Origin of the sequence: Thermoanaerobacter mathranii subsp. mathranii str. A3, from assembly GCF_000092965.1 — a bacterium.
In the GTDB taxonomy this organism is placed as follows: Bacteria; Bacillota; Thermoanaerobacteria; order Thermoanaerobacterales; family Thermoanaerobacteraceae; genus Thermoanaerobacter; species Thermoanaerobacter thermocopriae.
Genome location: NC_014209.1, coordinates 2,136,494 through 2,162,681 on the forward strand (window position 1 = coordinate 2,136,494; position 26,188 = coordinate 2,162,681).

25 protein-coding genes are annotated in these 26,188 nt (G+C 34.4%); 4 read left to right on the forward strand and 21 right to left on the reverse strand.

All coding sequences use genetic code 11. The features are described 5' to 3' along the window. The first annotated feature begins 42 nt into the window (after window positions 1–42). The 4 genes from TMATH_RS10595 to TMATH_RS10610 are packed head-to-tail and all read left to right on the forward strand — an operon-like array spanning window position 43 to window position 3,898. The gene (locus TMATH_RS10595; RefSeq protein ID WP_013150941.1) at window positions 43–1,008 is read left to right on the forward strand and encodes an ABC transporter permease; all 966 of its coding nucleotides are present in this window, start codon (window positions 43–45) and stop codon (window positions 1,006–1,008) included. Between the two features lie 12 nt (window positions 1,009–1,020). Continuing rightward, a complete protein-coding gene (opp4C, locus tag TMATH_RS10600) occupies window positions 1,021–1,941 on the forward strand; it encodes an oligopeptide ABC transporter permease (RefSeq protein WP_012996110.1) in 921 nt (306 codons plus the stop codon). Window positions 1,942–1,952: 11 nt separating this feature from the next. Continuing rightward, entirely contained in the window at window positions 1,953–2,936 is a 984-nt protein-coding gene (locus TMATH_RS10605; protein ID WP_013150942.1) for an ABC transporter ATP-binding protein, read from the forward strand. After that, window positions 2,933–3,898 carry an ABC transporter ATP-binding protein gene (locus TMATH_RS10610; protein WP_013150943.1) on the forward strand — a complete coding sequence of 322 codons (966 nt, stop codon included), beginning with the start codon at window positions 2,933–2,935 and terminating at the stop codon, window positions 3,896–3,898. Before TMATH_RS10605 ends, TMATH_RS10610 begins: the two co-directional genes overlap by 4 nt. 456 nt (window positions 3,899–4,354) lie before the next feature. On the opposite strand, the gene TMATH_RS10615 is transcribed toward TMATH_RS10610, so the two are convergent. The 21 genes from TMATH_RS10615 to mfd all read right to left on the reverse strand — a co-directional run bounded on the left by TMATH_RS10615 (window position 4,355) and on the right by mfd (window position 26,187). Further along, entirely contained in the window at window positions 4,355–4,990 is a 636-nt protein-coding gene (locus TMATH_RS10615) for an MBL fold metallo-hydrolase (protein WP_013150944.1), read from the reverse strand. Window positions 4,991–5,045: 55 nt separating this feature from the next. Next, window positions 5,046–6,731, reverse strand: a complete 1,686-nt coding sequence (argS, locus tag TMATH_RS10620) for an arginine--tRNA ligase (protein WP_013150945.1) — start codon at window positions 6,729–6,731, stop codon at window positions 5,046–5,048. A gap of 1 nt (window position 6,732) precedes the next feature. Further along, window positions 6,733–7,155 (reverse strand): YwiB family protein, encoded by a 423-nt coding sequence (locus TMATH_RS10625; protein ID WP_049766032.1) that lies wholly within the window; start codon window positions 7,153–7,155, stop codon window positions 6,733–6,735. Window positions 7,156–7,182: 27 nt separating this feature from the next. Beyond that, window positions 7,183–8,262 (reverse strand): D-alanine--D-alanine ligase family protein, encoded by a 1,080-nt coding sequence (locus TMATH_RS10630; RefSeq protein ID WP_013150947.1) that lies wholly within the window; start codon window positions 8,260–8,262, stop codon window positions 7,183–7,185. A gap of 133 nt (window positions 8,263–8,395) precedes the next feature. Then, the gene (locus TMATH_RS10635) at window positions 8,396–8,593 is read right to left on the reverse strand and encodes a small, acid-soluble spore protein, alpha/beta type (RefSeq protein ID WP_012996117.1); all 198 of its coding nucleotides are present in this window, start codon (window positions 8,591–8,593) and stop codon (window positions 8,396–8,398) included. A gap of 65 nt (window positions 8,594–8,658) precedes the next feature. Further along, complete coding sequence (gene ypeB / locus TMATH_RS10640; protein ID WP_013150948.1) at window positions 8,659–9,993, reverse strand: germination protein YpeB; 1,335 nt, start codon at window positions 9,991–9,993, stop codon at window positions 8,659–8,661. Between the two features lie 9 nt (window positions 9,994–10,002). Continuing rightward, window positions 10,003–10,713 (reverse strand): spore cortex-lytic enzyme, encoded by a 711-nt coding sequence (gene sleB / locus TMATH_RS10645; RefSeq protein WP_013150949.1) that lies wholly within the window; start codon window positions 10,711–10,713, stop codon window positions 10,003–10,005. A gap of 93 nt (window positions 10,714–10,806) precedes the next feature. After that, complete coding sequence (gene spoIIR / locus TMATH_RS10650; protein WP_013150950.1) at window positions 10,807–11,442, reverse strand: stage II sporulation protein R; 636 nt, start codon at window positions 11,440–11,442, stop codon at window positions 10,807–10,809. 69 nt (window positions 11,443–11,511) lie between these two features. Next, complete coding sequence (locus tag TMATH_RS10655) at window positions 11,512–12,663, reverse strand: Ger(x)C family spore germination protein (protein WP_013150951.1); 1,152 nt, start codon at window positions 12,661–12,663, stop codon at window positions 11,512–11,514. After that, entirely contained in the window at window positions 12,647–13,756 is a 1,110-nt protein-coding gene (locus tag TMATH_RS10660; protein ID WP_013150952.1) for a GerAB/ArcD/ProY family transporter, read from the reverse strand. Before TMATH_RS10660 ends, TMATH_RS10655 begins: the two co-directional genes overlap by 17 nt. Next, complete coding sequence (locus tag TMATH_RS10665) at window positions 13,743–15,344, reverse strand: spore germination protein (protein WP_013150953.1); 1,602 nt, start codon at window positions 15,342–15,344, stop codon at window positions 13,743–13,745. Before TMATH_RS10665 ends, TMATH_RS10660 begins: the two co-directional genes overlap by 14 nt. Before the next feature lie 10 nt (window positions 15,345–15,354). After that, a complete protein-coding gene (locus TMATH_RS10670) occupies window positions 15,355–15,567 on the reverse strand; it encodes a CLC_0170 family protein (RefSeq protein ID WP_012996124.1) in 213 nt (70 codons plus the stop codon). A gap of 67 nt (window positions 15,568–15,634) precedes the next feature. Next, on the reverse strand, window positions 15,635–16,363 hold the full coding sequence (locus TMATH_RS10675; RefSeq protein ID WP_012996125.1) for a nucleotidyltransferase family protein: 729 nt from the start codon (window positions 16,361–16,363) through the stop codon (window positions 15,635–15,637). Window positions 16,364–16,368: 5 nt separating this feature from the next. After that, a complete protein-coding gene (locus TMATH_RS10680; protein ID WP_012996126.1) occupies window positions 16,369–17,055 on the reverse strand; it encodes a GntR family transcriptional regulator in 687 nt (228 codons plus the stop codon). Next, entirely contained in the window at window positions 17,048–17,917 is an 870-nt protein-coding gene (gene ispE / locus TMATH_RS10685; RefSeq protein ID WP_012996127.1) for a 4-(cytidine 5'-diphospho)-2-C-methyl-D-erythritol kinase, read from the reverse strand. Before ispE ends, TMATH_RS10680 begins: the two co-directional genes overlap by 8 nt. A gap of 107 nt (window positions 17,918–18,024) precedes the next feature. Further along, on the reverse strand, window positions 18,025–19,551 hold the full coding sequence (locus TMATH_RS10690; RefSeq protein WP_012996128.1) for a DUF3794 and LysM peptidoglycan-binding domain-containing protein: 1,527 nt from the start codon (window positions 19,549–19,551) through the stop codon (window positions 18,025–18,027). Window positions 19,552–19,638: 87 nt separating this feature from the next. Further along, entirely contained in the window at window positions 19,639–19,908 is a 270-nt protein-coding gene (locus tag TMATH_RS10695) for a Veg family protein (protein ID WP_012996129.1), read from the reverse strand. Between the two features lie 187 nt (window positions 19,909–20,095). Further along, on the reverse strand, window positions 20,096–20,950 hold the full coding sequence (yabG, locus tag TMATH_RS10700; protein WP_012996130.1) for a sporulation peptidase YabG: 855 nt from the start codon (window positions 20,948–20,950) through the stop codon (window positions 20,096–20,098). Window positions 20,951–21,022: 72 nt separating this feature from the next. Continuing rightward, window positions 21,023–21,574: a stage V sporulation protein T gene (gene spoVT, locus TMATH_RS10705; protein WP_012996131.1), complete on the reverse strand. Its 552-nt coding sequence runs from the start codon at window positions 21,572–21,574 to the stop codon at window positions 21,023–21,025. Window positions 21,575–21,674: 100 nt separating this feature from the next. Then, window positions 21,675–22,580, reverse strand: a complete 906-nt coding sequence (locus TMATH_RS10710) for a peptidylprolyl isomerase (protein ID WP_013150954.1) — start codon at window positions 22,578–22,580, stop codon at window positions 21,675–21,677. A gap of 115 nt (window positions 22,581–22,695) precedes the next feature. After that, complete coding sequence (gene mfd, locus TMATH_RS10715) at window positions 22,696–26,187, reverse strand: transcription-repair coupling factor (RefSeq protein WP_013150955.1); 3,492 nt, start codon at window positions 26,185–26,187, stop codon at window positions 22,696–22,698. Window position 26,188 lies beyond the last annotated feature (1 nt).

The following is a 26,188-nucleotide window of genomic DNA, read 5'->3' on the forward strand; positions in this document are numbered from 1 at the left end:
GACTGTTAAGGGCCGGGCTTTTCATCTATTAGGAGGGATAAAATGACTCAGTTTATTATACGCAGACTATTGCAGAGTATTCCTACATTAATTGGAGCTTCTATAATAATATTTTTAATTTTTGCAATGGCACCTGGTGACTACGTCACCTCTCAACTTCAAAATCCTAAGATGACTGAGGAAAGGGCCGCACAATTAAGGGCCCTTTATGGATTGGACAAACCATTACCGCAAAGGTATATTTCTTGGGCAAGCGGTGTTTTAAAAGGTGATTTGGGCGACTCTTTAATGTTTAAAAAACCTGTTATACAAGTAATAAATGATTTTATATGGAATTCATTTATATTGGGAGTAGCCATAATGTTTTTTGAATGGTTAATTGCCTCTATAGTAGGTATCTATTCTGCTATACGGCAGTATTCTGTATTTGACACTATAGCTACCCTTCTTGTATTTATCCTTTACTCTTTACCTTCTTTCTTCTTAGGTCTTGTTATGCTTAAAATCTTCGCAGTAGACCTCAGGTGGTTCCCACTGGGAGGGATGATAACAACTGGTTCTAACTATACTGGAGGGGCTCATATATTTGACGTCGCAAAACATATGGTACTTCCTGTTGCTACTCTAACTTTAATAAGTGTAGGGGGCTTAAGCCGCTATTTTAGGGCGAATATGCTAGAAGTCATAAAGCAAGACTATATAAGGACTGCCAGAGCTAAAGGCTTGAAGGAAAGAACTGTTATTTTTAAACATGCTTTAAGAAATGCTCTTCTACCTTTGATCACTTTGTTTACTTTAGAATTACCTAGCTTATTTGCAGGTGCAATGATAACAGAAAGAATATATAATTGGCCAGGTATTGGTAAAGTAGTTTTAGAAGGAATTTATATAAGGGATTATCCGTTATTTTTGGGATACACAATGCTCATAACTGTTCTTACAATTTTAGCAAATATTTTAGCTGACGTTTTGTATGGCATTGCTGATCCACGTGTAAGACTTAAATAGGGGGGATAGAGCTTGGAACAACTCAAACCTCTTGACTATAAAAAGAAAAATAATTTAAAAAAAGCACCTTCGATTTGGAAAGACGCTTTTCATAGATTTTTAAAAAATAAATACGCCATATTGGGACTGGTAATTTTGACTTTTATGTTACTGTTCTCATTTGTAGGGCCTTATTTTTCGCCTTATCTGGATGCAAAAATAGATGTATCAAAAGGAAATCAACCACCCAGTGCAGAACATTGGCTTGGTACAGATAATCTAGGAAGAGATGTACTTTTAAGGCTTATGCTTGCAGGTAGAATTTCCCTTACAATAGGGATTGCTGCTACTTTAATAATTGTTTTAATTGGTGGAACATTAGGCTCCATCGCAGGATATTACGGAGGTTGGTTAGATGTCATAATAATGAGATTAGCAGATATCATTTATGCTATGCCAGGTCTTCCTATTTTAATCATGCTAGGTGCAATAATGTCTGACTTAAAAATTCCACCTTCGCAAAGAATATATTATGTCATGTTCATTTTAGGATTTATATCGTGGGTAGGACTTGCAAGACTTGTAAGAAGTCAGATACTAAGTTTAAAAGAGCAAGAATTTATGCTGGCAACAGAAGTTTTGGGTTTAAGAGATAGTAAAAAAATAATAAAACACCTTTTCCCCAACGTTTTACCAACTGTCATCGTTGCTGCAACACTAGGAGTAGCTAACGCAATATTATTAGAATCTGCTTTAAGTTTCTTAGGACTTGGAGTAGTCCCTCCAACACCTTCATGGGGTTATATGCTCTCTGCCGCAAACAACATGATCGATTTTGTGAAGCGTCCTTGGCTTTGGATTCCACCGGGTGTCGCCATAATGCTGTCTGTTGTAGCTATAAACTTTATTGGCGATGCCTTAAGAGACGCTTTTGATCCTAGACAAAAAATTTAGGAGGAATCAAAATGGCAAAAAACTTAGTGGAGTTTCGTAACCTCAAAACTTTTTTCTATACATCAGAGGGTGTTGTAAAAGCAGTAAATGACGTTAGTTTTTCTATACGAGAAGGGGAAACGGTGTGTGTAGTTGGTGAATCTGGCTGTGGAAAAAGTGTAACTGCTTTGTCTTTAATGAGGTTAATTCAATCACCTCCGGGAAAAATTGAAGGGGGAGAAATAATCTTTGATGGACGGGATGTGCTTAAATTAAGTGAAACAGAAATGAGAAAAATACGCGGTAATGAAATAGGCATGGTATTTCAAGAACCCATGACTTCTTTAAACCCTGTGTTAACAATTGGAGAACAAATAATGGAGCCTTTGATGGTGCATAAACTCATGAATAAAAAAGAGGCTTGGAATAAGGCTGTTGAACTTATAAAACAAGTTGGAATCCCAAGAGCTGAACAGATAATGACAAGTTATCCTCATGAGTTAAGTGGTGGCATGAGACAGCGTATAATGATTGCAATCGCTTTAAGTTGTGACCCGAAACTCCTCATAGCTGACGAACCAACCACCGCTCTTGATGTTACAATTCAAGCCCAAATTCTTGACCTTTTGAGAAAAATAAAGCAGGAAAGGAATATGGCTTTAATGCTTATAACCCATGACCTTGGAATTGTTGCTGAAATGGCTGACTATGTAGTAGTTATGTACGCTGGAAAAGTCATTGAAGAAGCCCCAGTGAAAGAACTTTTTAAAAATCCTAAACACCCCTATACAAGAGGCCTTCTAAAAGCAAAACCAATAATTGGCCAAAGAAAAGAAAGATTGTATACAATCCCTGGTCAAGTACCAAATCCTATTGGTTTAGGAGATTACTGTTATTTTAGCGATAGGTGTGAATTCGCAATGGAAGTTTGCCGCCAACAAATACCTCAACTTAAAGCTGACGAAAAGGGACACAAAGTTGCCTGCTGGCTCTATGAAGGAGAGTGGAAAAAATGAGCGAACCTTTAATAGAAGTAAAAAACCTTAAAAAATACTTCCCAATACGAGGCGGTATTTTACAAAGGACAATAGGATATGTAAAAGCAGTAGATGGAGTAACATTTACTATAAATAAAGGTGAAACCTTAAGTCTCGTGGGAGAATCTGGATGTGGTAAAAGCACAGTGGGACGTACCATAATAAGGCTGTATGATAAAACTGATGGAGAAGTTTTTTATAAATCTATTCCCATTCATAGCCTCAAAAAAAGTGAACTTAGAAAACTAAGGCCTAAAATGCAATTGGTTTTTCAAGACCCATTTAGCTCTTTAAACCCACGTCTTAGAGTAGGAGATGCCATAGGAGAAGCTCTTTTAGACCATGGACTGGTATCAAAAGAAGAACTGCGAGGCAAAGTTATAGAAACAATGGAAATATGCGGTTTAGCTCCTTATCATATAGACCGCTATCCTCATGAATTTTCAGGTGGCCAGCGTCAGAGAATTGGCATAGCCCGTGCACTCATTTTAGACCCCGAATTTATCGTGTTGGATGAGCCTGTATCATCACTTGACGTATCAATACAAGCCCAAATAATCAATCTGCTTATGGACCTGCAACAACAAAAAGGATTAACTTATTTATTTATCTCCCACGATTTGAGTGTTGTAGAACACATAAGTACAAGAGTTGCTGTAATGTATCTTGGGTCAATAGTTGAAATGGCAGCGCGAGACGAGATTTTTGACCATCCTCTTCATCCTTACACCCAGGCACTTTTGTCTGCCGTTCCAATTCCAGACCCAGACTTAAAGAGAGAAAGAATAATTTTAGAGGGAGATATCCCCAGCCCTGCTAACCCTCCAAAAGGCTGCAAATTTCACACAAGATGTCCTCTTGCTAAAGATATATGTAGAGAACAAGTGCCAGAATATAGGGATGTAGGTGGAGGGCATTTTGTAGCTTGCCATTTGGTATAGCTACATGCTTTCCACTTTATTTTTGTCAACACAACAAAAAAGTAAGGCTCGTAATGGTCTTCGCTTCAGCCAGTACAAATCTTTTCATACCTTACTTAAAAGGCAAGGTATTGCAAAACCCATACTGACCTATGCTCGACTATTACAGATACCTTAGAAACTTTATGCGTCTTGCATAAAGCTTCCAGTCTAAGTACATAACGTACCTCGACCTGCGGAACCCATAATAGTCTTAGCTCGACTATAATACATCCTTTTTAGCTTAAAAATTTAAGCTCCATAGAGACATATTATAATCTGCCCGCCGACTGGCATCCGACCTTTTGATCGAAGACCAATCTTTGGCCGGCCATCACAGAACTTGCGTCCTATGATGACCTTGGCTCGACCATTACGAACCTTACACTATTATATTGCCCCTTTTGCCCTCTTATATTCATTTATTTTTAAAAAATTTTACTGATAATTTAAAGCAATTACCTTTGGTTCTCCTCCCAGGTCTTCTTTCTTCACATCCATCTGGGAAGATGAAATCTTTTTACCTCCTGTCATACTTAAAAAGTTGTCAACAGTATCAATAGGAAAATTGATAAGCTCTGTTTTGTAATGCATCGGAATAGTTATTTTTGGTTTTAATTGATTCATCACTTCTACCGCTTGTTTGGCGTCAATTGTGTAATAACCACCTACAGGAATAAGTAGTACATCAACAGAACCTATTTCTTCAATTTGCTTCTCTGTCAAAATATGTCCCAAATCCCCCATGTGACACACCTTAATGCCATCAATGTCAAACACAAAAACTATATTTTTGCCCCTTTTTGTCCCCTGCTCCTCATCGTGGAAAGTACTTACACCTTTTATTTTTATGCCTTTTATATCATGTTCTCCTACTGTGTCAACAATATCAAAATTGCCCTTTATTGCCTTAAAATAATTGTGATCAAAATGGGAATGAGAAGATGTCACAATATCCGCTCTTACATTCGGCATAGCATACCCAACTGATTCATCAAAAGGATCTGTAACAATAATAGTTCCCCTCTCAGAACTTATTTTAAAACACGCATGCCCCAACCATTTTATATTCATAAATTAACACCTCCTAACCATATTATACCACAAAAAATAGGCGGAAAACCGCCTTTTACATCCTTTCTGGTGCAGTTATTTTTAATATGTCTAAAGCGTTTTTTATAACAGTTTTTACTGCTAATATAAGCACAAACCTTGCTTTCATCAAATTTTCTTCTACGCCTTTTACTCTATGACTGTTGTAAAAAGAATGGAAAAGAGATGCCACATCAAGTACATATCTCGTAATCCTGTGGGGTGTCAATGTTCTTGCAGCAATAGTAATTTCTTCCGGAAAATATGCCAATTTTTTAATAAGGTCTTTTTCCTCTTCTTCTTTTAAAAGACTTAAATCTACCTCATCTATATTCTCTATTTTTACCTTTTCTTCTAACTGTCTTATTATAGAGCAAATTCTCGCATGAGCATATTGTACATAAAATACGGGGTTTTCATTTGATTGTTCTTTAGCCAAGTCAAGGTCAAAGTCTATTGGGCTGTCTGCAGACCTCATGTTGAAAAAGAACCTTGCTGCATCTTTGCCTACTTCATCTATCAAATCTCGTAGTGTCACCATTCTGCCTGTCCTTTTGGACATTTTAACAACTTGACCGCCTTCTATGAGTTTCACAAGCTGCATTAAAACAACATCAAGCCTGTCAGGGTCTATACCAAGTGCCTGCATTGCCCCTTTCATAGGAGCAATATGGCCGTGGTGATCTGCTCCCCACACATTTATAACCCAATCAAATCCGCGGGTTATAAATTTATTTTTATGATAGGCTATGTCAGAAGCAAGATATGTGGGAAATCCATTGGCTCTTACTAATACATCATCTTTTTCTGCGCCAAATAATGTCATTTTAAACCACAAAGCCCCATCTTTTTCGTAAGTGTATCCTTTTTGCTTGAGCTCTTCAATTACTTTATATACTTCTCCGCTGTCATAAAGAGATTGTTCAGAAAACCACACGTCATATTCTATACCATAAAGCTCTAAATCCTCTTTTATTTTCTCTAAATTTTTCTTAAGTCCATATTCTACGAGTGCCTTTCTTCTCTCTTCTGATGGGGCATCTTTATATTTGTCTCCGTATATTTCTAAAAATTCTCTCGCTCTATCTATTATGTCCTCACCGTGGTAGCCGCCTTCGGGCACTTCAGCCGGTATACCCAATAGTTGCAGGTATCTTGCCTCAAGGGAATATCCAAACTTCTCTATCTGATTTCCTGCATCGTTTATATAAAATTCTCTTGTAACATCGTATCCTGCATAGTCAAGCACTGACGCCAAAGCATCTCCCAAAGCACCACCTCTTGCGTTTCCCATATGCATAGGACCCGTCGGATTTGCCGATACAAATTCTACTTGTACTTTCTTGCCCTTCCCTATATTTACACGTCCATAATCTTTTCCTCGCTTATATACGAGCTTTAAAGTTTCTTCCAAAAATTTATCATTCAAAAAGAAATTAATAAAACCAGGTCCTGCTACTTCAATCTTTTCTATAAAAGTATTTGAAGTGTCCATTTTTGAAACAATGATTTCTGCAATCTTTTTAGGAGACATTTTAGCCTGCTTTGCCATTATCATCGCCGTGTTTATTGCAAGGTCACCGTGTTGTTTTTCTTTTGGCTCCTCTATTTCTATCTCTGGAATAGATTCTATATTTATCAAACCTTCTTTTACAGAATTCTTAATAGCGGTAGTCACCATGTCTTTTATTTCATCTTTTACTTTTTGTATAATGTTTTCCAAATCAGTTTACCTCCCGCACTTTTAAGTATAGTTCATTATCGCTCACAGTCTCGTTATTTAAATCAAGAGCATATTTTATAGTAATCTCACCGCCCGCTTCGGACATAGCTACCTTTACATCCGTTGGCAAAATCCCTAAAAGAATTTTTCCATAAGGTGTATCATAATCAGACTCGTACCTTTTATTCTTTTCAAAAACCATTTTAGATTTGTTAGTACCAAATCGTAATAATGTAACCTTGTCTTCTGTAATTTTTAAAGTAGTAGTAGTTCCATCCATTCCCGAGAGTTCACTTTCTTCATATACTACATAAAAAGTATTACCTTTAATGTAAAAATTGCCTTCTGTAATAAGTTCTATTGTATCAGATTCATTTTGCTCGTTTTTTTGAGTACCTTTTACAGATATAATCGCTTTTTTCAACAGCCTCTCCCCTTCTTCCCTCATTTCTCACCATTCCCTACATTTTTCATTATTACTTTCTATTGCTAAATTTATAAGGTCATCCAATAATGCCGAATAGGACTTTCCACTCGCTTCCCATAGTTTAGGGTACATACTTATTTTCGTAAAGCCCGGAATAGTGTTAACTTCATTTAGGTAAACAGTGCCTGTATTTCTATCCATTAAAAAGTCTACTCTCGCCATGCCTCTTAAATCCAAGGCTCTGTAGGCTTTTATAGCGAGCTTTCTTATCTCTTCCATTTTTTCATCAGGTAGTGGAGCAGGTATTAAAAGAAGTGACTTTCCTCCATCAAAATATTTGGCATTGTAATCATAAAACTCATTTGAAGGTACAATTTCTCCCGCAACAGAAGCCTCAGGATTTTCATTCCCCAAAACAGAGCATTCAATCTCTCTGGCCTCTATTCCTTTTTCTATCAACAATTTTCTATCATATTTTGCAGCTAATTTCAAGGCCCCAGGAAGTTCTTCCTCGTTGTGGACTTTGGTAATACCAACACTTGATCCCAAATTAGCTGGTTTTACAAAACAAGGATATCCTAAGTGCTCAATTTTCTTTTTAATAGTTTCTAAATCTCCAATTTCTTTTCTATAAACTACTACAAAATCAGGTGTAGGCAATCCAGCTTCCTTAAAAATTCTTTTTGTAAAAACTTTATCCATGCATAAAGCAGAAGAAAGCACATTAGCACCTACGTAAGGTATATCCAATAATTCTAAAAGCCCTTGTATAGTCCCATCTTCTCCATTAGGGCCATGCAATACAGGAAATACCACGTCTATAGGAAAAAAAACATTTTTTCCTTCTTCAAAAGTTATTATTCCTCTATACTTTGTAGAAGCTCCCATAGTTGCGGGAATTCCTTCTTTTTCCCATTCTCCGGTTTCTATTTTCTCTACGTCACCCCTATATAGATACCATTCTCCTTTTTTTGTAATACCTACCATGTAAATCTCGTATTTATCTTTATCGAGATTGTTTATTATAGACTTTGCAGACATTAAAGAGACCTCATGTTCTCCTGATTGTCCTCCAAATAAAACAGCAATTCTCTTCTTTACCATTCTCTCACTCTCCATTAATTTTTTTTACATTATCTTTATTCTACCCTTTTAAGAATATGTATTCAAGAAAAAAATTTTATTTTACAATTTAAAGTCGGGAAAGAAGACATTTCTTTCCCGACTTTTTGGGCATTTAGAGGGTGGTATTTCTGTTGTTGTAATTTTCAACAAGCATTTGTTCCGCTTTTTCAATTGCAAGTTTTACAAGATTACCGCAATTTCTAGAAGAAACGCTTCCCCAACCTTCCTTCATTACTGTGTCGTAAACGCCGAGTTCTTTTGCCAACTCATATTTAAGTTGGTCAGACATTAAGCCTCTGCGTCTACCCATTTTCATCCCCTCCTTCTTTCGCCCTACAATTATTTTGCACTTTAAAAGCACTTTTATGTTATGGACTACATGGTCAAATCTCCATGTTCTGTTCTTATAACCTTTAAAATTTTTTCTTCATTTCCATTTAATGCATTTATATACACATAAAAAGTGTCTCCTTTGTAGGTTCCCTTAAATTCGTAAGCTAATACTTCTTTACCACTTTCTAAAGGAATAAGTGTTAATCTTCTTCCTTCTATTTTTAAGTTTTTACTTACTTTTTGTTCAGCTTCTTTTTCGGTAAGTTTTGGTTTTTCTAATTTTCTCTCTGTATGATTTATGTAGTAAGCTGTCGCATCAAATCCGATTATGTCACCATTATCAAGTGCCACTTTCACTTTTAGAATATCTGGATATAAATATACCCCATTTTGTACAGGGACAAAATTAAATTGTACACTGCCATCCGCTTTCATAGAATAAGTATTTTCCATGTTTTTAAAGCCGTGTTTTTCTAAAAATTTTTTAGCATACTTTAAAGCTTGTGATTGAGAAATATTTATCTTATCCGCAGTTCTTTGGTCCATCATCCATACAACATGTCCACCCTTTTGACTGACATTTATATAAACAGGTAATTTGCCTGGAGATTTTAACTCTATCCCATAAGCTTTTATCTCTCCATTGTTAGGGCTATACTTGTTTTGCGATTCTACCGGCTTTCCATAAAAATCTTTTGCTATTTGAACAGCTCTATCGTAAGAAATTTCCGCACCTACTAAACCTTTAGGCGTAATCTTTGCTAAACTTTCAGAAAAAGGACCGTCATATATCAACGTAGGGTAATTTGTCATAGTCTGATTGACTCTACTCATTTTTACATTTAAAATTTTACTGTCAATCTTCCCCATTTTTTGACTGCCTTTTTGACGTAAGTTCCCAAGTTCATATCCCCCTTGAATCTTCTTCCTTAGGTCTTGTAGGTTTTTACCTAAAAATACTGCATAATTTTGTAATTTCGTAAGAGTTGCTAAATCTTGTTGTGATAATTTTTGCCCCAAAGCAACTTTTTTTGTAAGGCTGTAAGCATAATCCCCAATCTGTGTTAAAAACTTAGAAGTATTATCTATTTCAGGCTGCCCGACAGGTAATTGATTTAAATGCTCCTGTCCAGAAAAAGCCTCTCTCCAGATTTCATCCAAAATTGGAATTATAGTTTTCTCTGAAGAGGCAACCATTAACTTTCCCATGGAAGTTTCAATATTTTCTACATTAGACACCAATTGATAAAAAGACCTGTCATATTGTGCTTGTAAAAACCTGTGATAAGAAATTTTTTCAATGTACTGCCTATATCCCCATGCCCCTAAAACTAATATTAGAATTAGAGCAAAAGCCGTCAATCCTCTTTTTAACATTTTCTCACCTCACCTTGCAAAAATATGACTGCCTATTTGGGTTATAATAGGCCTGTTAAATATCCAAAAACTTGTCACTCTCACAGGGTTGTAATAATACAATGCGCCACCAGTGGGGTCCCATCCAGCAATCGCATCTCTTGCCGCCCTTATGCTGTCATTTGTAGGTGGCAACCACATTTGTCCATCATCTACTGCAGAAAAAGCTCCAGGCTGAAATATAACGCCCGCTATAGTTTTGGGAAACCTTGGGTCTCTGACTCTGTTCATCACAACTGCTCCAACTGCAACTTTTCCGATGTAAGGTTCCCCTCTCGCTTCTCCATTTATAAGCATTGCCAAAAGATAGACATCATCATTTGTAGTAACAGAAGAAGATGCTTGATAAGCTGCTAAATCCTGGGCAGTAGTCGTAAAACCTAGCGCCACTTTTGTATCATCATCTACAATTCCCGTCACATTAAGCCCGTTATATGCTTGAAACTTTCGAACTGCCAGCCACGTTCTAACCCCAAAAAATCCGTCAACAGCTCCTTGATAATATCCCCAATCCTTAAGTCGTGCTTGGACTTTGGCTACATCACTACCTGTATTTCCCCAATAAAGATTAGCCATAGCTGTTTTTGTTAAATCATAAGCCGCATATTCAAAAACCACTGTTATAAAAATAATCAAAATTGTTATTATAATTTTGATGCGGAGAATAAAATCTTTTCTCATTTTGAACCTCCTTTTCTTTAGTATTCGTAAATATTTTTTGTAGTAGTAAAAGTATTATACGCCGATTTTAACCTAAAAAAATTAAAGCGCCCTTTAAGGCGCCATCCATGCCATTTTAAATTTATTATAATATTCCTCTAAAATTTCAACTATTTTAAATTTAACTTCAGGTTTTTGTTTTCTGATAAGGTCCATTTCATCTTGAGAAAGGTATTTGGCCACTTCCTCTGCAGTTTGTGTATCTGTAAACCCGTGGGTAACATCAATAAAGCAAAGGGGAGGAAATATTACACACCACCAATTTTTACCCTCACCATTTCCGATAATTACTTTAAGCGCATTATAATTCCCCGCAGGAAGAGTAATAGTTCCATAATACCGAGTAGGAAAATCAAAGATGCCATAGGCAACTCTCACATTATAATTTTTGCCATTTTTACGAATTGTTTCTTCAGCAACCTTTTTAATCTCTCCAATACTTTCTTTTATAATTCTTTCCGAATCCTTTACATCTTTTACTTTTTCAAATTTAGACGTCAAATCAACAAGTATAGCATCTTTTACCTTAAGTTTTAATTCTTGATCTTCTTCGGAATCACTGTTGGCAATTACATGAAACCTTATTAATTTATGGGATAGGTTTTTTCTTTGCAAATTGAAAGCTTTAGCTCCATAAAAATTTACAGTTATAATAATTGTTAAAACTAGCAATGCAATTAACCTTCTCATAATTTATCCTCCATCGCAAATCTTTACTCTGACTAAAGTATTACCAAATATATAAAAAAATATACCCTTCTACTTGAAAAGACCTATCCTTCTAACATGAGTAGTAACGTCTACTTTTATCTCTATCTCTGGAAAAACATTATCCCAATCTTTTCCTACTTTTTCCCATAAACTAGGATGATATTTTTCAATATAATCTCCTATACCTAACATGTCTATTTTTAATTCTTTTTGAAACCTATTTATAGCTTTTTGTGCCATCTTCTTTATTTCGTCACTAGTTTTTCTTTCTATTACGTTTAACAAATCACCTTCCATCATCTCTTCTCGCTTTTCAAAAGTATATTCTGTTATGTCTCCTTCCACTTGAAGTTCAACTCTATAAATAATTTTTCCATTTTCTTCTTTAACAGACCGCCTTCTCCTAACATTTGAAATATTAAAAGGAATCACTATTTTTCCATCACCACTAGGCACACTAACATCAACATCTCCTCCTCTAACAAGGCCAGCAAGCCACATGTACCCCATGTTTTCCTCATCTCCCAGCCAACCCGCCAATTTGTAATTTTTGATAATTGCTGAACCCGCTATTTTAATTTCATCTTTTCCTGCAGTTATTTTTGGAATTATCGCATTTCCATTTGTCTCATGTATAGACTTAGTAATTTTATTATAGTCAATTGTTGGAAATTTTGATGTTAGGTTATAATGTTTAAACACATCTCTAATATAAGCACCTGTATTTGGTTCTATCTCGTATTTTTTCAGAAGAATATCCTGAGCTTTTTGCGGAGTTACAAGAAGATAAACTTTACGCCTCAACTCATAATTTCTGTCAAGAGAATCTAAAACTTGTTGAAATCTATCCTTATTTTCCACTACCTCTTTGCCAAATATAATAGCTTGTGTATGACCTAAATACAACGCTTTATTAATTCGTGTACTTATATGCCTTGATGCAGAAAAAATTGTTTCAGCTTCTTCAGAAACAGCAAAACTTGGCTTTTCACTCCCTCCTCCACCGCCACTGGTACCCTTGGCCATTTGAGCAACATTAGGAAATTGAAAAGTCACAAGATATCTTTTATTTGAAGAAGATAAATCTATGCCAATTGCCATTACAAAAGCCCTATCCTCTATTTCTATGTTATCCCAACATCCTGTAAATATAAAAATAATCAAAAACCATAATATAAGTATCCTAAGTTTTCTCTTCATCTTTACCACCTATTCCTTTAACTTTTAAAATTATAAGCAAAAGTATTGGTAAGATAGCTATAAAAAATACTGACATATATTGGGATAAATAATTTGCATATTTATAAACTGTTACAATAGAATCAGGGATTAAAGATATCAAATACATTATTGGAATTGCCGGCAATACAAAATAAGAATGTTCTCTGGTTTTTAAAAGTTTTGAGAAAGTCAAAGTAGCAAAATAGTAAAAAGAATAAATAGTAGTAAAGATAGCGAACGTCCATATTCCCATTACAATTCCCTCTACATTTTCAATGAAAAACACAGGAAAATTAATTGATTTAAGAAGGGTCAAAAAAGGCCATAATTGTTCCTTTGTTTCTTTATATCCAAATATACCAATTACAAAAAAATTTATATAGGCATAAAACAACATCGTAGAAAACAGTGCAGAATTTACACTTCTTTTTAATTTTTCTCTATCAATTACATATGGAAAAAGCAAATACAATATTTCAAAGCCAGCAAAACTATAGGTAGTGAAAAGCATTCCTTTAAAAAATCTAACTAGTGAAACCTTCATAAATGGAAGAAAATTACTTAAGTCTATATCAGTTAAAGCCGGCAAAAAAAGTAATACAAGGGGTATTACTATTATGGGAAATAAAATTTCTGACATCCGTGCAATTGGTTCAAGTCCATATCGCACTATATAAGCAGAGCTAAACAGCATAGTAAGAATTATGATTTCAATAGGAGTATTTGGCAAAAGATATAACTTTAAAACTTCCCCAAAAATTCTTACATCAAGACTTACAAATATTACAAAATAAAACAGCAGCCCAGCACTCATAACCGTAGAAATAGGTCTTGTGATAAGTTTGCCAGCATACTCAACAAAAGTTTCTGTAGGAAATTTAGAAGATAAATATAGTATTAACCTTGCAAAAAAAAGAAAAACAATCCCTCCTCCGAAAATAGCTATAAGCCCATTAGGCCCTACCTCTTTTGAAACATCTGCAGGAAGACTTAATATTCCAGCTCCTACCATAGTAGTAAAAAGTAATATAGCAACTTGATTCGCAGAAATTTTGTCATCATTTTTTATCATTGTTGTCTCTCCTATCGTCTTCTATGCTTTCCATTTTTTCCTCTCTCAAATCTTTCATCTTTCTTTTATCAGAGGTCTCTAGAATTTCTGGCCGATTTTTAAAGTACATTATAGGGGCTTTTATCAATGTATCTGCAAGGTCACTTATATCTATTTCGACAAAGGGTGAAAGATACGGAACCCCAAAACTTTTCAAAACAACCAAGTGGGTTAGAACTATCATAAATCCAAGCATTATGCCATATAGGCCAAAAACAGCCGCAAGAATCATAAGTATAAATCTTAGCATCCTAAAAGCAATGGCAGCACTATAACTGGGTATTGCAAAAGAAGCTACAGCTGTGACAGCCACGACTATTACCATCAACGGACTCACAATACCCGCTTCCACAGCAGCTTGTCCTATAATGAGACCACCTACAATACCAATAGTTTGTCCTATGGGTACAGGAAGTCTAACTCCTGCTTCTCTTAAAAGCTCAAAAGTCGCTTCCATAACCAAAGCTTCAAAAAAAGCAGGAAAAGGAATACCTTGTCGTGTTGCCGCAACATATAATGTCAATTTAGTAGGTATAAGGCCAGGATGATAAGCTGTAAAAGCTATGTAGACAGCTGGTGAAACCAATGCTACAATTGCTGCAAGAAACCTCAAAATTCTCAAAAGAGAAGAAATCATCCACCTTTCGTAATAATCTTCAGGCGATTGAAAAAGAGTAGCAAGAGTAGTAGGTATTATAAGAGCAAAAGGAGTATTATCTGTCAAAATTGCTACTCTTCCCTCCAAAAGGGAAGCCGCAACCTTGTCAGGCCTTTCTGTGTTTAATACCTGTGGAAAAGGTGAATGCCAATCCTCTTCAATCAATTGTTCTATGTAGCCACTTTCAAACACTCCATCTATTTTTATATTTTTAAGTCTTTTCATCACTTTATCCAACACATTTTTATCAACAATATCCTCGATATAAAGCACTGCTACGTCTGTATGAGTTCTTTCCCCAATCTGTATTTGTTTTATTTTCAAATTAGGGTCCCTTATACGCCTTCTTACAAGAGCAGTATTTACCCTTATTGTCTCAGTAAATCCTTCCCTTGGTCCCCTTATGACTGTCTCTGCATCAGGAGAAGAAATAGACCTCATCTGCCAGCCTTTACTGGAAATAATCACTATTTCTTGTGAACCCTCAAACAATAATGCAGTATCTCCACTCAGTATTGATAAAACACATTTATCTAAGTCTGCAACCTCTTTTATGTCTCCTCCAGTTATAGTCCCTTTTTTTATAACCTCATATAAGTTGTCTTTTATCTTCTCAATAGAAGGAGTTGCTTCTCTTGAATCCAAAAGCAAAGCGCGAAGTACGTGGTCATTTATGATGTTTTTGTCCACAAGTCCATCTATAAACACAATTGCAAGATTATATTCCTGGTTCTCTCCCACCCAAATATCTCTATATATCACATCATCACAATCTTTCAATTTATTTTTTATGTAATTTAAATTTTGCTTGAGACTATTTGAAGCTGGTGTACTTGTTTTTGCTTCTTTTTTATTGTTTTTTTTCCCAAATATCTTATCAAAAAATCCCATGTTCTCCTCCTTATCTAAAGAAAAATATTTGTATAATAATGGCAACTACTCCAATAAAAATGTAAAATAATCCAATCCACTTGCACAATTTAGAATCTCTGTCTAATCCTTTTCTCTCCAAAAATTTTGGCTCAATAAAAGCTTCATAAATTCCTACAATGAATACATTAGCAAACATATAAACCGTAAAGTATTGTCTGACAAAATACAGTAAACTATACATGCTCTCACCTTCTGAAATATATATTTTGCAGTCAGAAAAAAAATATACAAAAAAAATAGGCTTATGCCTATTTTCCAGTCAGATATTTAGTTGCCATTATTATGTCTTCTTCTTTATCTATATCGTTACCTATTTCCGGATATTCGGATATGATAGCCTTTCCCGTTATGTTAAATAACTCTTTTACTTTTTTTTCAATATGAGAAATTGAAAGTCTTCCTATTAAAAATAAAAATAATATCTTTCCTCCTAATAATTTCCCTAACTTCCATGGTCTTTTTCTATAAGCTATAAATTGTTTCGCATCCTCAATTAATCTATCTATAATTCCAGGATTAACGTAAAAAATATTGCCGCCTGTAAAAACTCCTTCCTTCACTCTTGCATAAGTCCTTTTAGCTTCAGGAAATTTTTTTAAATTATCTTCTTTTCTAACAATAGGATAACACAAGTCTGCTCCCGTAGCTTCTGATTTTTCAATAAAATCGCAAACAGCTTCTTTAGTCAACATAGGAATATCACAAGTAAGAATCAATACTCTCTTGTCGTTTTTAAAAGGTTCTACTCCTTTTAAAACATTATCCATTAAATTATCAACTTGCTCAATTATAAAATCTATACCTGCCACTTTTTTGAGCTTTTGTGAATTTCCAACTACTGCAATTTTATCTATTTTGTCGCAGCCTCTTAAAGCTTCGATTACATATGAGATCATAAACTTCCCATTTATTTTAACAAAAGCTTTATCAGGCAACTTATCTTCCTTAGTACTGCCGGCCAAAATTACAGCATTCACCCCACTCACTCCTTGTTACTAAAATACTTTATGTTTTTTAAAACCTCTGTCTGGAAATTGCGTATGTGTTTCTCTGCCCATTTACGTGCAACATCCGTATTTCTCGTTTCGATGGCCTCTGTAATCTTTTTATGCTCTTGATGTATTTTTTTCGCTTTTTTCGCTTCATTTATATATCGAACACGGAACCTATGCACATGTTCTTGTAAATTATTCATTATCTGAATTAATTTGTCATTACGTGAGGCAGTAAAAATTAAATCATGAAACTCCTTATCCAATTTTACCAGTTCTTCATTATCACCGTCTTCTATTTCCTCTATCTCTTTTTGAAATTCCTCTACAATTTTCTTTAACCTACCAATTTCCTCATCCGTTATTCTTTCGGCAGCCAGCGAAGCAGCTAATCCTTCTAACGAACTTCTCACTTCTAACACATTCAAAAGGTCCTTTGCATCCAAATCTGCCACATAAGCTCCTTTTCGAGGAATCATAACAACTAGCCCTTCAAGTTCCAATTTTCTAATCGCTTCTCTAACTGGCGTCCGACTTACTCCCAGTTTTTCTGCCAATTGAACTTCCATAAGTCTCTCTCCAGGTTTTAATTTACCTGTAATTATGGCATCTTTCATGTAATCAAAAACTACATCTCTTAACGGTTTGTAATTTTCCAATGGAAAAAACTCATTCATACAATTCTAACCCCTTATCTATAGTTTTTGAAAAAAATACAAAACTGTAAATTCCTTCTAAATCTTTATAGGCTTTTATAAGCTTTTGTAAATCGTCAAAAATTCCATAAACAGTGGGACCACTGCCCGACATAGCACATCCTAAAGCACCTTTTTTAAGCAACTCCTCTTTTATTTGATTAATAACTTCACATTCCCGAGAAGTTACTAATTCTAAATCATTTTTTATATTTTCTGCAATTTTGTATATGTTTCCTTCCTGTATAGCTTGAACTACTGAACAAGTAGCATGATGGCTTTTAAAATTAAGCCTATCCCATTTATCATAAATTTTTTTTGTGAAAATTTCAATATCAGGTTTTACAAGAAGTAAATTCATATGAGGAACGTTCAAATCTTCAAAAATTTCCCCTATGCCTTTTGCAAGCTTTGTCCCACCTTCCAGACAGAAAGGAACATCTGCTCCCACTTTCAAAGCAATTTCTTTTTTCTCATCTGCTGACATGTTTAAATTCCATAATTTGTCTAATGCAACAATTGTAGCAGCAGCATCAGCACTTCCCCCAGCAAGGCCGGCAGCTAAAGGGATTTTCTTGTCAAGCCTGACTAACACTCCTTCTTCTATTTGATATTTTTCTTTTAAAAAGTTGATGACCTTTACTATTAAATTATCTTCTCCTTCAGGAACTCGATGGCCACTACAAAAAACCTTAACTATTTCGCTTTTTTCAAACTCTAAAATATCAGCCAAATCAATTGATTGCATCACTGTAGAAATTTCATGATATCCATCTTTTCTCTTACCTAGCACGTCTAAAGACAAATTGATTTTTGCATAGGCCTTTACTTTGATTTTTTTCATTCCTTTATCCTCGCTTTTTCAATAATAATTATAGTTTCATATATTATACATTTATTATACATTATACAATAAAATTTCTGTAAAAAAAATACGCAGTCTCCTGCGTATCATTCTTCCATAGGTATTATTAATTTCATCCCCTCCGAAACTTTCTCTTCTTCTAAACCATTAGCAGAAATTAGCTCTTCAAGGCCTACTCTATACCTTTTAGCTATATCCCACAAGGTTTCGCCTTTTTGAATCATGTAAACAACAATGCTGTGTTTATTATCGCTTTCTCTTGGGGCTTCGATTTCTTTAAGGTCTACAATAGCCTCTATTTCTTTCTCTACAAGTAAATCAACTGTATTATCAATTGCAAACTTTAATTCAATTTCTTTCATGGCTATTATTTCATAGGAAACATGAGAAATTTTTATATCAACCAGAGTAGGCCCTTTAACTTGACTTATTTCAATAAAAGTCTTAAAAGGATATTCATCTCTATAAGGCTTTACACTACCCTCTTCAGACAAATATAAAATAGTATAATCTAATATTCCTTCTAAAACTAATTTATCTACATCTACACTGTAGTCAGATATAACAGGAATAACCACAGCATCTATAAATCTTTTGGCAAGAGAAGGCAATTCTACATTAGTTTTAACTACAAATTGAGATTTATAAGATTGTAATTCCTCTATCACAGTTAAATTTTCTCTTACAGGCTGAATATAACCCTTTGTACCATAGGCATCAATAGGAAGCTCTCTTTCCTCCGTCTCCAACACTTGAACTTTTACCCGTATTGTGGCTTCTATATCTAAAATAGTATTTTCTCCCTTTTCATCCTCCAATACAGTGGTGCTTACATCTATCACTTCCTCTTGAGTTTTTGCCGACATATAACTTAAAGCCCCAGGAATATCTACAAAATTTGCATAATTTAAATTTGCTGCTAAATTCCCAAATTCTCCTTCCTGTGAAATATATAAAATATTACATAGCACACTTCCTTGAACTATTACTTTGTTATCAGTGATTTTAATCTCCTCCGGTTTTACTTCCACATCTGTTTTTATAACTTTTTGAATAGGAGCTTCTCCCTCAGGAACTTTTATTTTATCTTTTACAAAAACTTCAATACTATTTTGTCCCACTGTATGCATTAGCTTTACTTTTTTCTTTAAAGCTTGAATTTTTATCGAATCTTCTGCTCCTATTACTACTTCTTTTTTGTTAGATACTACCAGCCTGCATTGTATCTTTATTACAGCTTTTACACTTATTTTTCTACTGTTCACCAATTTGTAGTCGACATTTTCAACCTTTGCAACTAACATGTATCTACTTCTCTTATCAATACCCTCGTCTTCAATAACATGGGAATAATCAATTTCTTTTTCAATCCTTTCAAGTTCTCCATTTTTTTCACCTAAATACAAAATATCTAATGCCAGTTTTCCCTCAAACTGAACCTTCCCTTCTGTCACAAAAACTTCATTAATATATGTTTTTGGATTTAATGCCAAAAGTACCAGCACGTCCGGCTCATTTTCAGGAACAATTATATCACTCTCTACCAAAAGTTGAGTATCATATATGCCAGATACAGAATCAAATTCTAAAATATCTTTATATACCTGTGGCATACTTTTACCTCCTTAAAGATATGCTAATATAATATATAGTTTTTGAGGTAAAATTATGCCAAAAAAAATAAGACCGAATATCTTCGGTCATTGAAGACATTGGATTTTTTTGTTCCCTTCCATCACAGTTAATTCTACTGTATCCGTCAAAATATCTGAATAACTGTAAGAAACCCTCCGGGTCGCTCCTTGTCCATCTAATACCACAATAAAAATGCTCGGATATGTCTTTTCTAATAGTCCTTCTTTTATTACGGTCTTTTTTCTACCACCATTTGTTTTAAGGCGAACTCGAGCACCAATATGTTTATCCAGTTGCCTTTTTATTTCATCAAGGGTTGACTTATCTGCCACCACTATCAACTCCTTAACACATGCTGAAAATATTATAACGCAATTTTCAGACAATGTCAAGGGTTTAATATTATATCAGTGTACAGGGAAGTTGTCAATAATGATTTTAATGCAAAAAACAAAAAAAATATGCAAATACCATAGGTATTTGGACTTAATCATTAATTTTTAGCTTATAGGACAAATTAATTCAATATTTGCCTTTTGGAACACCATATCTAAATTTTCCCATTGTCTGCAATCCTCCAATCCCTGCTGCCCCCGTTATTGTGCTTTCTATTAATTCTTCAATTTTTACAAGCTCATTTATATGAGAAAAAGCCACTTTTTCACTCACCAAAACTGGATCAAGGCAGTGTATCAAAACTCTTTCAGGAGAGCTGGCATAATTGGCTCCTGCTTTTATGAGAGCTTCATAATTTGATTGACAAGCTCCTGCAAAAATCACTAAATTGTCAAATACAGGTTCGTACTTCCTTGCATTTTTAACCGCTTCTACGAAATATTTAGAATTTCTGTAACTACTTATATCACTATAATCTTTCAAATTGTTTTTTATACTGTCATGACCTGTAAGAACTAATATATCCGGCCTATATTTTTCTAAAAGGTCATAGACTTTATCTGGTTGTTCTTCCTCTTTTAGTACCACTCCTACGACTTCCATACCAACCTTTTTATAAGCATCAACGCATATATTTAAATATTCTTCATCTCCGTCTATGTGAAGAACTTTTCCTGGCCTTCCGTAAGGCTCTTGCCGACTTGAACGCACCATTCTTTTTTTTCGTTGAAGGCTTTTTGAAGAAGCAATTTTTTTTAAAAGGTATTCTGCTTTTTCTCTATAAGGCCTATCATATTCCGCAATCTTGGCACGAGAAGCCTCTATAAGGTCATCTTCTGGTGCATCTGCAATTATTCTCATGTTTAAACCATGTAAAAGATAATGTCTTACTCCTTTATTATCTATAACATTAATGACTCTAAACAAAATATCAGAGCCATATGATTTTCTCGTTACAATGTCATTAATGCGAAAAGCCATAAATTAACCCCCCTGCATAGTTTAATTCATAATCTATAATATGCAGAGGGGTATATATGGGTGTATATAAATTTATTCTTCCATCTGTTTGCCCAAAAAAGCAGCAGCTGTTTCAGCAATTTTTGCTTCAACTTCTGTAACCGATTCGCCAGCTTCTTTAGTAAAAATCACCACGCTTCCTATTGTATCTCCTCTTGAAATAATAGGAACTATGACTTGAGAGGTAATGTTAAATTCCTGGCCATCTGCTATTTTAATCGGTCCTTTATCTTTTCCCGTTCCAAGCATTATGGTCTTTTTTTCTTCCAAATATTTTTCTAATTCTTGACTTATTGGTTTATCAATTAATTCTTTTTTTGCAACTCCGGAAACAGCAATCACATTGTCTGTATCTGTGATACATACAGGGTGTTTCGTAGATTGATATATACTATCAGCGTACTCTTGGGCAAAGTCGCTTAATTCACTTATTGGAGAATATTTCTTTAAAATTATCTCTCCTTCTTTATCCGTAAAAATTTCTAAAGGGTCTCCTTCCTTGATTCTTAATGTTCTTCGTATTTCTTTAGGGATAACTACTCTTCCTAAGTCATCTATTCTGCGTACAATTCCTGTAGCTTTCAAAGTAAATACCTCCATTTCCTTAAATTTTTAGCTCAAGATTAGTATTTATAATTTTCCATAAATTTATTCGCAAAAAAACCGGCAACTAAATTGCCGGTTTTTACCTTACTGATACTTTTATGTTTTGAGGAAACTTTTGTATTTTTGCTGCTTTCTCAAGAGCATCATATTTTTCCGTAATAACTTGATTTTTTTTATCATTCAACAGATAAGCTTCTATATCTCCTTTTACCTCATCAAAAGATTTTAATGTAGCACCCTCTGACTTTATTATATGGTATCCATAATCAGTTTTAACAGGCTTTGATATTTGACCTTTTTTAAGTGAAAAAGCCACTTGCTCAAACTCAGGTACCATGACCCCACGAGCAAATTCTCCCAAGTCTCCTCCCTGGTCTTTTGTAGCCGTATCAATAGAATACTCTTTTGCTAATGTGGCAAAATCTTCACCCTTCATAAGGCGGTTGTATATATCCTGGGCTATTTTTTCATCAGACACTAATATATGACTTGCTTTTACTGTTTCGAATTGGTCTTTATTATCCTCATAGTATTTTTTCAACTCTTCCTCTGTAATTTTTACATCTTTTGTATATTCCTCAAAAAGCTTATTTATTAAAAGATAATTTTTTACATCTTCTTTTGTAATATCTTTATTAAATTCTTTCTCTCTTTGATACTCTTCCTCTATTTCTTTATCTGAAACTGTAATATTATTTTTTAGAGCTTCTTGTAACAGCAATTTTTGAGCAATCAAACTATCAAGTACATTTTCTTTTACCACATCTAAAAACTTTTTCCCTTCGTAATCCTGATTCCATATGTCTTTTGTATATTGCGGACTACTTTCAATTTGAGCCTTTACTTGGTCAAAAGCTTTTCTATATTCGGCATTAGTAATGTTTTCCCCATTAACAGTTGCAACAACCTCTTTTTTGGCAGAGCAAGATACTAGCAAAAATACTATAAAGCCAAAAGACAAAATTAAAGCTATTTTTCTTTTCAAAATGACATCCTCCTGACTTTAAAAAGTTTACATAGGTATAGCTTTATTATATATCATATTTATCCTAACTGCAAATTTTTTATTTTTTCGTGCATGTCAAAATTTTGTAGCTTATTTACGCAGACATCTTTTCTACCAATTCAATAAGCTCTTTTTGCAGAGTCTCTTTTTTATTGAACCTATAAGTTAGATATGGCTGTAGTTGATTTGAAAATATTAAATTTCCTCCATATTCTTTTATTATTTTCTCTATAACCTCCATTTTAACCGATTCTATGTTTTTAAATTTTAAAATAACAGTGTTCCCTTTTTCTGTTATTTCAGTAATATTGGCTTTAGAAGCAATAGCCTTTAAATAAGCAATTTCCAGCAGTGCCTCTACAGGCTTTGGATAATCTCCAAACCTATCTACAAGCTCTTCTGAAATTTCCACCATATCTTCTCTAGATTCTATAGAGGCAATTTTTTTGTACATCTCTAATCTTGAATTCTCGTCTTCAATATAGGAAGAGTCAATATAAGCATTGACTTTTATATCTATTGTGGTAGTAATCTCCTCCTTAGGAGCTTCTCCCTTCAAATTCCGTATAGCCTCCTCTAAAAGCTTTAAATACAAGTCATAACCAATTGCGCCAATATGGCCATGTTGTTCTGCTCCAAGGAGATTACCTGCACCTCTTATCTCTAAATCCCTCATGGCAATTTTAAATCCAGAACCAAATTCAGTAAACTCTTTTATCGCCTCTAACCTTTTTTCAGCCACTTCGCTTAAAACTTTATCCTTTCTATAGGTAAAATAGGCATAAGCCAGTCTATTTGACCTACCCACTCTTCCTCTTAATTGATACAATTGAGATAGCCCTAACTTATCTGCATCATAAACTATAATGGTATTCACATTTGGTATATCAAGCCCTGTCTCAATTATTGTAGTGCTTACTAAAACATCGTATTCCCCATTTAAAAAGTCAATCATCACTTTTTCTAATTGACTTTCCTCCATTTGCCCATGAGCCACAGCTACCCTGCAACCGGGAACCAAATCTTTTACCAAAGAAGCCATCTTTTCTATGCCATTTACTCTATTGTAAACAAAATAGACTTGTCCTCCTCTTCCAATTTCCCTCAAAATAGCATCTTTTATTAACTCTTCATTGAATTCTACCACATAAGTTTCTACTGGAAATCTGTCTTCAGGAGGATTCTCTAATACGCTCATATCCCTTATGCCAATTAAAGACATGTGTAAAGTTCTAGGAATAGGAGTTGCTGATAATGTCAAAACGTCTATATTTTCTTTGAGTTTTTTTATTTTTTCTTTATGAACAACTCCAAACCTCTGCTCTTCATCTATAATTAAAAGTCCTAAATCCTTAAATTTCACGTCATTTTGTAAAAGCCTATGAGTACCAACAATAATATCGATAGTCCCTTCCGCCAAGCCTTTAATTATTTGTGCTTGTTCTTTGGGAGTCCTAAAACGACTAAGCATCTCTATCTTCACAGGAAATTCCTTAAACCTTTCCATGAAATTAGTATAATGCTGATAAGCCAAGATAGTTGTAGGGCACAAAAAAGCAACTTGCTTTCCATCAGCTACTGCTTTAAAAGCAGCCCTTAAAGCAACTTCTGTCTTACCATACCCCACATCTCCACAGAGAAGTCTATCCATTGGCTTATCTTTTTCCATGTCCTCTTTAATCTCTTTTATACACCTTAACTGGTCTTCTGTCTCTTCATAGGGAAATTGCTCTTCAAACTCCCTTTGCCATGGAGTATCAGGAGAAAAAGCATGTCCTTTAGCTATCTGTCTTTTGGCGTAAAGTTGTAACAAATCCTTAGCAAGGTCTTCTACTGCTTTTTTGGCTTTTCTTTTTGCTTTAAGCCATTCGCTGCCCCCCAATTTATTTAATTTAGGAGGATTGTCTGTAGGCCCTACATATTTTTGCACAAGGTCTAATTGTTCCACCGGTACAAAAAGGGTATCTCCCCCGGCATAAATTATTTTTAAATAATCCCTTATAATCCCATCTACTTTTATCTTTTCTATGCCTTCATACTTTCCTATACCATAATTTACATGTACGACATATGACCCTACTTCTAATTCAGTAAAGCTCTTTATCTTATCGGCGTTTTTAATTTTCACAGTTTTTTTGCTCTTTCTAGTCTGTCCAAAAATTTCTCCCTCAGTTATGACAGCAAATTTTGCATCCACATATTCAAATCCCTTGCTGACAGAGGCAGGATATATCACTACTTGCCCTTTTTGTATATCGTATTCACTGTCTTCAATCACTGCCGCATCAATATTAAAACTTTCAAGTGTATCCTTTAAAATTTTTGCTCTTTCCTGATTCCCACTTAAAAGCAAAACTTTATATCCTGCATTTTTATAATACTTTAAATCATCTATCAAAATATCAATTTTGCCGTGAAAAGGATGCATAGACCTTGATATAAAATTAACAATTTTTCGCGGCTGTAGATCATTGTCAGGCTTTGCTAAAGTATTTACTATGAGTAAAAAACTATTTTTTGCCTTTTTTAATATTTCCTCATAATCGAAAAAAAGCCTGCTTTGCTCTGGCAAAACTTCTCCTTTTTCTAATAAAGCCTTGAAATTTTCATTGAATTCCATTTGAAGGTTATTTACCCTTTGCTTAATACGGCTGCTCTCGTCTAAAATAATAACTGCCTCTTCTCCCACATAATCAACAATAGAATAAACCTCATCATAAAAATAATCTATAAGTTCATGAATATTTTCCACCCTTTTAGCTTCCGTAATCTCCTCCATAATTTCCTCAAATTTTTGCTGTAATTTTTCTGCAATTCCGCTTTTTGATTTTTTTATTTTTAATAAATAGGAATTTAAAGACTTGGAAACCGCTGAAATCCCTTTTTTAATATGCTTTTCTTCCGCGATAAACTCTGTAGCAGGGAAAATATTTATTTTATCAATATTTTCTAAAGACCTTTGGGTGATCACATCAAAAGTCCTTATGGAATCTATTTCATCGTCAAAAAGTTCAATTCTATAAGGATATTCTTCAATAGGAGAAAAAACGTCAATTATTCCCCCTCTCACACTAAATTGCCCTTTTCCTTCCACTATTTGAACTCTTTCATATCCCATTGCCACAAAATTTTTTATAACCTCTTGTAAATTTACAATATCACCTATCTTAAAAAACATCTGATACTTTTCAAATAAATTCATGGGTATGAGTTTGCCTATTGCTGCATCTATAGAAGTAACTACCGCATGGGGAGTTTCCCTTGTCAATTTTTTAATTACTCTTAACCTCTGAGATACCATCTCTTGACTGGCAGCATCTATTTTATAAAACAAAGCTTCTCTCTTGGGAAATAAAGAGGCATTGCCAAAACTAAAAGAATACAAATCTTCGTATATTTTTCTCGCTTCTATATCATCAGGAGCAATAACTAACACTTTTTTATTAAACTTGCTCATTATATAATGGGCAACATGAGCTTTTTGAGAATCTGTAAGCCCATAAGCTAAAAGGGGGCCTTTCCCTTGTTTTAAAAATTCTTCTATCGTTTTTATTTCTTTTAATTCTTCTATTTGGCGAGTAAACATG